General features: G+C 48.3%; 3 protein-coding genes, 1 tRNA gene and 3 pseudogenes. 1 reads left to right on the forward strand and 6 read right to left on the reverse strand.

What is annotated here, in order from left to right:
* Positions 1-13: 13 nt before the first annotated feature.
* The 5 genes and pseudogenes from miaA to CS022_RS10390 form a co-directional block, all read right to left on the reverse strand.
* Positions 14-939, reverse strand: a pseudogene (gene miaA / locus CS022_RS10370) (tRNA (adenosine(37)-N6)-dimethylallyltransferase MiaA).
* Positions 932-3,013 (reverse strand): DNA mismatch repair endonuclease MutL, encoded by a 2,082-nt coding sequence (gene mutL / locus CS022_RS10375; RefSeq protein ID WP_129122217.1) that lies wholly within the window; start codon positions 3,011-3,013, stop codon positions 932-934. The pseudogene miaA and the gene mutL overlap by 8 nt, the downstream one beginning before the upstream one ends.
* Before the next feature lie 2 nt (positions 3,014-3,015).
* Positions 3,016-4,776 (reverse strand): LysM peptidoglycan-binding domain-containing protein, encoded by a 1,761-nt coding sequence (locus tag CS022_RS10380; RefSeq protein WP_129122218.1) that lies wholly within the window; start codon positions 4,774-4,776, stop codon positions 3,016-3,018.
* Positions 4,776-5,248: pseudogene (gene tsaE / locus CS022_RS10385) on the reverse strand (tRNA (adenosine(37)-N6)-threonylcarbamoyltransferase complex ATPase subunit type 1 TsaE). Before tsaE ends, CS022_RS10380 begins: the two are co-directional and overlap by 1 nt.
* 1 nt (position 5,249) lies before the next feature.
* A complete protein-coding gene (locus CS022_RS10390; protein WP_235869399.1) occupies positions 5,250-6,740 on the reverse strand; it encodes an NAD(P)H-hydrate dehydratase in 1,491 nt (496 codons plus the stop codon).
* A gap of 19 nt (positions 6,741-6,759) precedes the next feature.
* Here CS022_RS10390 and queG point away from each other — a divergent pair.
* A pseudogene (gene queG, locus CS022_RS10395) lies at positions 6,760-7,913 on the forward strand (tRNA epoxyqueuosine(34) reductase QueG).
* A gap of 606 nt (positions 7,914-8,519) precedes the next feature.
* On the opposite strand, the gene CS022_RS10400 reads toward queG, so the two are convergent.
* A tRNA-Gly gene (locus CS022_RS10400) sits at positions 8,520-8,595 on the reverse strand.
* Positions 8,596-8,672 lie beyond the last annotated feature (77 nt).

An 8,672-nucleotide genomic window follows, 5' to 3' on the forward strand; every position in this document is an offset into this window, starting at 1 on the left:
CCTTCGCCATTGCTTAGGTCAGATGCTCAGCGACCGTTTGCAAAGATCCAGGTACGTTATCACTATCAAGCCATGTCAGCTTATCCCAGCTACGTAGCCAGGTGATCTGACGCTTGGCTAACTGTCGAGTCGCACACACTCCGCGAAAAACAGCTTCGTCGAGAGAACATACACCCGAAAAATAGTCCCACATCTGACGATAACCGACGCAGCGAATTGATGGCATATCAGGATTGAGATCTCCACGCTCAAAAAGACGTTGTACTTCGTCTTCAAAGCCAGCCTGAACCATATTTTCAAATCGCAGCTCGATCCGGCGATGCAGTTCCTCCTTTCCTTGGGGGCTATTGCATACTGGTGAACCTCGTAGGGCAAAGGTTCACCTTTAACTTGGGTCAACGCAGTCAGCGTTTTACCCGAAATTCTGTAAACTTCCAGCGCTCGGGATAGTCGCTGAGGATCATTAGGATGGATCCTCGCGCCCGCCACTGGATCAATGCGGCAAAGCTCTTCATGTAATGCATGCCAGCCTCTCTCAGTCGCTTCCAGCTCAATTTTAGAACGAATGCTGGAATCTGCTGGCGGTAAAGGTGATAAACCTTCCAATAATGCTTTGAAATAAAGCATGGTTCCACCAACAAGCAAAGGTATTCTTCCTTTTGCGACAATTTCATCCATTTCACGCAGCGCATCGGCGCGAAAGTCTGCCGCAGAGTAAACCTCAGACGGGTCACGAATGTCGATCAGCCTGTGAGGGGCTAACGATAATTCTTGCTCGTCCGGCTTTGCCGTACCAATGTCCATTCCCCGATAAATAAGTGCGGAGTCAACGCTAATTATCTCTACCGGAAACTGTTGCCTCAGTGCAATTGCCAATGCAGTCTTGCCCGAGGCAGTAGGGCCCATCAAAAAAATGGCTTTAGGTAACGCTTTACTCATTCTGGAACGCTTCTACCGCTGCTGTAACATCCACTGAACGCAGCAGCATAGGATAATACTCTGCCAGCGAACCCTGCCAGCATAATTCTAAATCGGTGACCAATGTCACAGCTTGTGACAAACTGAACGACTCCGGCACGCCCGTTTGCGTTGCAAGCCAATCAGCCATCACAGAAATCTGCTGAGACCGATCAGTGTGCGGCAACTCGCGGAGGAATACCAGTAATGCGGGAATAAACTTCTGTAAGTTTTGATTTCTAAGCAGTTGGCAGACAGCCATCACCATCAGCTGAGTTTTGGATTTTGAGCGAAGCACAATCCCAAACGCCACCAGCAGATTCTGATGTTTTTCGATTAACGCCTGCTCTTCCGAAGATGCCGGAATAGCCTGTGGTATTAATAATGGCTGGGCAGCCAAGCCCTCATCATCACATGCTGGCTTGAGTTTACCAAGTGACGACAAAAACGTTGCATAGGAGAGGTCCATGAGTGCGAGACCTGATTTTTGCTCCAGCAGCAGATACTGCTCTCTCACAATTGTAAGCGCTTTACCGAGCCCATCTTGAGCATGACCAACCGAAACAGGCTGTTGAATTGCCTCGACGGACGCGCTGTTGTCAGCCTGAACGGCCATATCAGAGCGCAATTCACTGTGACATTCTTTAGGACTCACGGTAAATGCCGAAGAACCTTCAGCGTTTTGCCCGTCATCAAACGATGGCGTCGTCATGAGTTTTTGATAGGCTTTTTGTGTTGCTTTAGATGGAGCAGGTTCAGAGTGGTATTTACCCTTCTGAGAATATCCTCCACCCGAGTGAGTAGATGACGTGTTGTTAGCGAAAGATTCTTGTCTGGGTTCACCAGAATTAGCGCTCGACTGAAATGACGTCTCAGCACTTTCTCCACTCAGGCCTGACGCGACTCCTCTGCTAGCAGGTCGCCAATCTGATGGTTCTGTTTTGTTTGGGTATTCAGGGCTGTTGTTTACAGCAGCATCGTATGAAGAAAGCGCCGCGGCTTCTTCTATTCTTGACGCATTGTCCTGCGTGTCAGGCAGTTCAGGCTGCACATCACTGGCGACCTGAGACAAAGCATCGGAGACAGCTTGGTAAATAAAATCATGTACCAGCCTGGCTTGCTGAAAACGGACCTCATGCTTGGCAGGATGCACATTAACATCAACCTGACTCGGGTCGATTTCGATAAAGAGCACATAGGCGGCAAACTGATCAGCCTTGAGCGAGGTTTCATAGCCCTGCCTGATGGCATGATTGATCAGCTTGTCTTTCATCATCCGCTTATTAACGAAACAATGCTGAACATCATTCTGGTTTCGAGCGCCTTCCGGGGTACATATCCATCCCGATAAAGTCAGCCCGTGATGATCCAAGGTAACCTCAGCGGCATGGCGAACAAAGGCCGCTCCGCAAATCGCCGAGAGGCGCCGCTCCTGCTGCGCTCTATTTGACGCTGCACGATACTGCCGGACGATGGTCCCATTATGTCGTAACGTAATAGCGACATCGAAGCGACTCAATGCAATCCGCTTGATCAGTTCGTCAATATGCCCGAATTCAGTTTTTTCTGTTCTAAGAAATTTTCGTCTGGCTGGTGTGTTAAAAAATAAATCCACCACTTCGACTGTGGTACCAACAGGATGGGCTGCGGGCTTGATTTTAACGTCCATCTCTCGGCCTTCCGCGTAGGCAGACCAAGCCTCAGACTGAGTAACGGTTCTCGATGTCAGAGTCAGGCGGGCGACAGAACTGATACTGGCCAGTGCTTCACCACGAAAGCCAAGGCTCACGATAGATTCTAGGTCGTCCAAGCAGGCAATTTTTGAGGTAGCGTGACGACTTAGTGCCAGTTGGAGTTCGTCTTTTGAAATACCGGAGCCGTTATCCCGGATCCGAATAAGCTTTGCACCGCCCTTCTCGATATCTATATCGATACGAGTTGCGCCTGCATCAATGCTGTTTTCTACTAATTCTTTCACCACAGAAGCGGGACGTTCCACCACTTCGCCTGCGGCAATCTGGTTTGCAAGTCGCGCAGGCAGAATCTGAATTGTCATGATTAACCTCTGGGGATGATCAGCGTCTGGCCAATCGCCAGCTCATCAGACCGAAGCTTATTTGCCTGACGAATACTTTCAATGCTGACACCATAATTCGCAGCGATTTTACCGAGGTATTCACCACGCTTCACTTTATGACGAGTACGGGAGGCAACAGGTACGGCAACTTTAGCGCCAACGATCTTCAGTTTCTTGCCCACATACAAGACATCACGCTTCAAACGGTTATTTTGACGAATACTGGTCACCGTCACGCCATATTTAGCCGCAATCTTACCGAGAAAATCACCTTTTCGTACGGTGTGTGTCACTGTCGTCGTGCGTGTAGGTGTTGGGGCTCCACTGGACGACGTTTGTCTCTTTTTCGACGTGGTTTTTGTGGTTAAGCTTTTGCTATCGGACGCCTTGACGGCAACTGAACCTACATTCACATTCGGCACTGTCAATAACTGACCAACACGTAATGTGTTCGATTTCAGTCCGTTCGCCGCCCGAATAGATGACACCGTGCTGCCATAACGTTTGGCAATAACACTTAATGATTCACCCGATTTCACGGTGTGCTTTACACCATTCTTTTTCACTGCCATCAAGGTGCCATCCGGCGGGAACTGCTCAAAATAAGAAATAATCCCTTCAGCGACGGCGGTGGCCACCTTCCATTGGTGCTTGGACGTTTTGAGAAGTCGCTCTTCTTTGGGGTTAGTAATAAATCCAGCTTCTACTAATAGAGACGGAATATCCGGCGATTTCAGGACAGCAAGGCTGGCATATTCAGGATTAGACTTATGCAATGATGTGAACTTACCTAGCCTCTCCAGAACACCTATGGCAACGTCGTACCCTTCTTTTTGAGAATTAGCGAATTGGAGGTCAAGAACAGCGCGGCTGAGATATTCATCTTCGTTGCCATCACCAAGCAGAGAACCGCCACCAAGGAGGTTTGACTGTTCTTCAGTCTGCTCCAACCAACGACCAATTTCACTGCGGGCGCGGCGCTGGGATAACAGCCACACAGAGGCCCCTTTGGGCTCAGGTTTACTGAAACCATCTGCGTGAATGGAGACTAATAAATGCGCCTTATTTTTACGGGCGATCTTCGAACGCTTGTTGAGGTCGACATAATAGTCGCCACTTCGCGTCAACACAGCGCGCATCCCCGGTACTTTATTGATTTTTTCGGCGACTTGTTTAGCAATAGCGAGCGTGATGTGCTTTTCGTAGGTTCTACCCGGACCAATCGCACCGGGATCGTTACCACCGTGCCCAGCATCTACTGCGATAACAATATCGTCAGTACCAAACGGCAATGCTTTAGTTGTCGAAGAGCTGGGGCGTTTAACTGGTTTCACATCCTCTTTTTTATCGGAATGCGGCAAGTCGATAACCAATCGATGGCCATATTCACCACCGGGTGCCAGCGTAAATAAGCGAGGTTTACTTTTGTCTGTAAGCTCAAAAACCAGACGGTAGGTACCCGCTTCAGGCGGATTACTCTTACGAATTTTATTGAGGATTTTGCTGTTTTGTATTGTCATGGGAAGTGCAACCCCAAGACCCGTTTTCTTTAAATCGACCACCAGCCTGTTGGGTGACGTCAGCGTAAAGAAACTGTATTGGGGGGCATCAGCCAGATCCATGACTACGCGCGTTTCTGTTGGCGCCGGCCATGCACGGATATTCTCCAGCTTGTTGGCCAAAGCCGGAAACGCAGCCCCCATCCAGCATAGTAAGGCTATGACTAATCCCCGCCACTTCATTATTCTTCGTTCCACTCCAAATGGTCAACAAGAGCATGACCTGCTGATGTATTGGGCTTAATGTTAACGACGCGTTGTTCACCAACATATTCAAGCGTCAGATCGATGTCTGGCTCTGGAAGTAAGCCATGTCCTTTCTCAGGCCATTCAACAAGACATAATGCATCAGGGGAAAAATAATCACGTATTCCCATAAATTCGAGTTCTTCAGGATCAGCTAATCGATACAAATCAAAATGATAGACCTGCCATTCCTGAAGTTCATAAGGTTCTACCAGAGTATAGGTTGGGCTTTTTACTTTGCATCATGCCCCAATGCCTGAATAAATCCGCGGCAGAACGTGGTTTTACCTGCACCTAAATCGCCATGAAGGTATATGGTGGTCTGTTGGCGGCATGCTTTAGACACCGCATTGCCAAAAGCAACCGTTGCCTGCTCATCAACCAGTTGCGCCTGAAAAGTTTCTGTCATCTTACTCACTACTCAAAAAATCTTGCCCAAGATAGGGCAAAAGGTCGCTGGCCAATAACCCTCGCTCACCGCCCGCTGCTGCCATATCCGCGGCGTGGCTGTGTATAAATGCGCCGAGACAAGCTGCGTGATACATCGGCAAAGACTGCGCTAAACATGCCGCAATCACACCCGTTAATACATCTCCCATACCTGCGCTTGCCATTCCCGGGTTACCGGCATCAATAATCGCCATCTGCTGACCATCATAAACGATTGTTCCCGCGCCTTTAAGCACCACAACACCGCCAAAGTAACTTTGTAATTCTCTGACCGCCGAAAAGCGGTCCTGTTCGATTTCCGCACTGCTTTTCTTCAATAAACGTGCGGCTTCTCCCGGATGAGGTGTGAGTATCCAATTTTCACGTCTAATTGGTTTTTCAGCCAGCAAGTTCAGTGCATCAGCATCTACCACCATCGGAGATGAATTCATAAGCGCATTCTTGAAAAGTATTCGCGACCAATCGCTTTGGCCGAGCCCAGGACCAATGGCAATCACCTCAGCCCATTCAAATGACGTTATGAGGTTTGAACCATCCTCACACTCTGCGTAGGGCATGGTCATCAATTCGGGCTGTCTAATAAGCGCAGCCGTTATATGTTCTGCCTGCGTACAAAGTGAAACCAAAGCTGCCCCCGCTCGTAAAGTAGCCTGCCCTGCCAGAATAATTGCCCCGCCCATACCAGAATGGCCACCAACGCAAAGTACCCGGCGAAAATGGCCTTTATGAGCCGCAGCACGTCGTCTTGGATAAGCCGGTACATGTCCAAGAATGGCCAACCTCTTTGCTGATGGAGAAAATCTCGCTTGAAAGGATTCATCCAGACCGAGCCCAACAAAAAGCACTTCTACAATATGCTGCCGCGCTTTTCCGGTAAACATGCCTTGTTTGAGAGCGATAAAACTGACTGTCACCGCTGCTTCAACGGCGTTCCCTAAAACAGCGCCCGTATCGGCATGTAACCCTGACGGAATATCAACAGACATCACGGGCACCGATGAGGCATTAAGGCATTCAACAGCATCCAGATACGCTCCCTGAAGCGCTCTATTGGCTCCGGTTCCTAATATTGCATCTACGGCAACATCAACGTCAGTTACACTAATTGAGTCCGTTACACGGCCACCAGCATGGTAAAAGTTGTCAAACGCGCGCTTTGCATCACCGGATAACGATTGAGGAGACGTTAAAGCGGTCACTGATACCGATAAGCCCGCTTCAAGAGCCAGCCTGCCAATCACATAACCATCACCGGCATTGTTCCCTGACCCACAGATGATCGCGATCCTAGAAGCATTGGGCCAATACTCTATGAGGGTACTGAATGCCGCTTTTCCGGCCCGCTCCATCAGATCGTAAAGATCAACGCCGAGTTCAGAAGCAATGATTCTCTCGCCTTGACGAACTTGATCCGCCGTGTATAGCAAGTGTGGTAAACTTTTATCTATCAACGATCATCTCCAGAAAGCCATGTCTAAAGAGCAACACGAACCAACTTTCGATTTTAACCAACTCGCCGAAAAGATCCGTAAATGGGGTCAGGAATTGGGATTTCAGCACGTCGGGATCACCGATGTTGATCTCTCAGAGCACGAACAAGAACTGCAAAAGTGGTTAGATCACGGCTATCACGGTGAAATGGACTGGATGGCAAGACATGGCATGATGCGCGCGCGGCCCGCAGAGCTTGTCCCGGGCACAATCCGAGTGATCAGTGTGCGTATGAACTACCTCCCTCCCAAAGCGGGATTTGCAACATCACTAGGCACGCCAGAGCAAGGCTTTATCAGCCGCTATGCACTGGGACGCGATTACCACAAGTTGATCCGTAACCGCCTTAAGCAACTGGGTAAACGCATTGAACAGGACGTAGGCGAATATGGCTTCAGACCCTTTGTCGACTCAGCCCCCGTACTTGAACGACCGCTGGCCGAAAAAGCAGGCTCGGATGGACAGGAAAACACTCTCTGATTCTGGACGATCAAGCCGGATCTTGGTTCTTTCTCGGTGAATTGCTGGTCGATCTTCCTCTGCCCATTGACTCCCCAAAGGAAAATCAATGCGGTAAGTGTGTTGCTTGCATCACTTCCTGCCCAACAGACGCCATCATTGCTGATGGTATTATTGATGCCAGACGTTGCATCTCTTATCTCACGATCGAGCTAGACGGCCCAATTCCCTTGGAGTTCAGGCAGCCTATGGGAAACCGGATTTATGGCTGTGATGATTGTCAGCTCGTTTGCCCATGGAACAGAGAATCAGATATCACCGACGAAAGTGATTTTCACGGTCGACCGCAACTCGTTGATCAACCGTTGATCGATTTATTTTCGTGGACTGAAAATGAGTTTTTAAAAAAAACTGAGGGATCCCCGATCCGCCGTATAGGCCACGAAAAATGGCGCAGAAACATTGCTGTAGCTCTTGGAAATGCCCCCTACGATCCCACTATTTTGGATCTTTTGACAGACAGTAAAGGAACTTCTGCTATGCTTGATGAACACATTGATTGGGCCATTGAGCAACAGCGCTCAAAGAGGAAGGAAGCCTCGGTGAATGTGCTACCCCCATCGACCAAACGTTTGATAAGGATTGTTGAAAAAGGCTTACCAAGAGACGCTTGATAACTCATGCAGGAAGCCACCTACCAGACACTCAATATACCTTTTGTTACATCAACAGCAGACTAAACACGTCAGAGATGTTGATGTGGAAAACATTTTTAGTATTTGATGCTAAAGAGGCTCTCAAAATAGTTAAACACATTTCGGGAGTTAAAGGAGAAACAAATCACAGATATTGAATAAACTGGGGATAAAGCCTTTAAAAGCTGAGTTTATCTTTCATACCTACCAGTAATAACAGTAACTTAGAATAGATTTTATATTCTTACCGTTACAAGTCATTGATCAACACATCATCAAATTTCGCGTGATAACTAACTAATTTTCGAGATTCATCAACGACTTTACCCACAAGCAAAAAACTGTGGATAACTCTGTTAGAAAACAGAAAGAAAGGCGTGTTTAAATACGTTATACGCTAAAACATCACCACTTTTTCAGTCAGATTTTTCGGAGCGTGAAAAAACTCCCAAATAATGCTTCACAGCATTAAGTTGAACAGCCAAAAGCTAGGCCTTGGATGTTTGATTGTTTATACGCAGAGAAATCTGCAAAAGAGCAAGAGTATGCTGCACAGCGATAGGCTGACAAAATACCGGAAAAAATTGGAGCGACACACGAGGTTCGAACTCGTGACCTCAACCTTGGCAAGGTTGCGCTCTACCAGCTGAGCTAGTGTCGCTTTGTTCCCGATAGTATCGAGAATTGGTTGCGGGGGCCGGATTTGAACCGACGACCTTCGGGTTATGAGCCCGACGA

The sequence above is a fragment of the Veronia nyctiphanis genome (assembly GCF_004116385.1).
Taxonomy (GTDB): Bacteria; Pseudomonadota; Gammaproteobacteria; order Enterobacterales; family Vibrionaceae; genus Veronia; species Veronia nyctiphanis.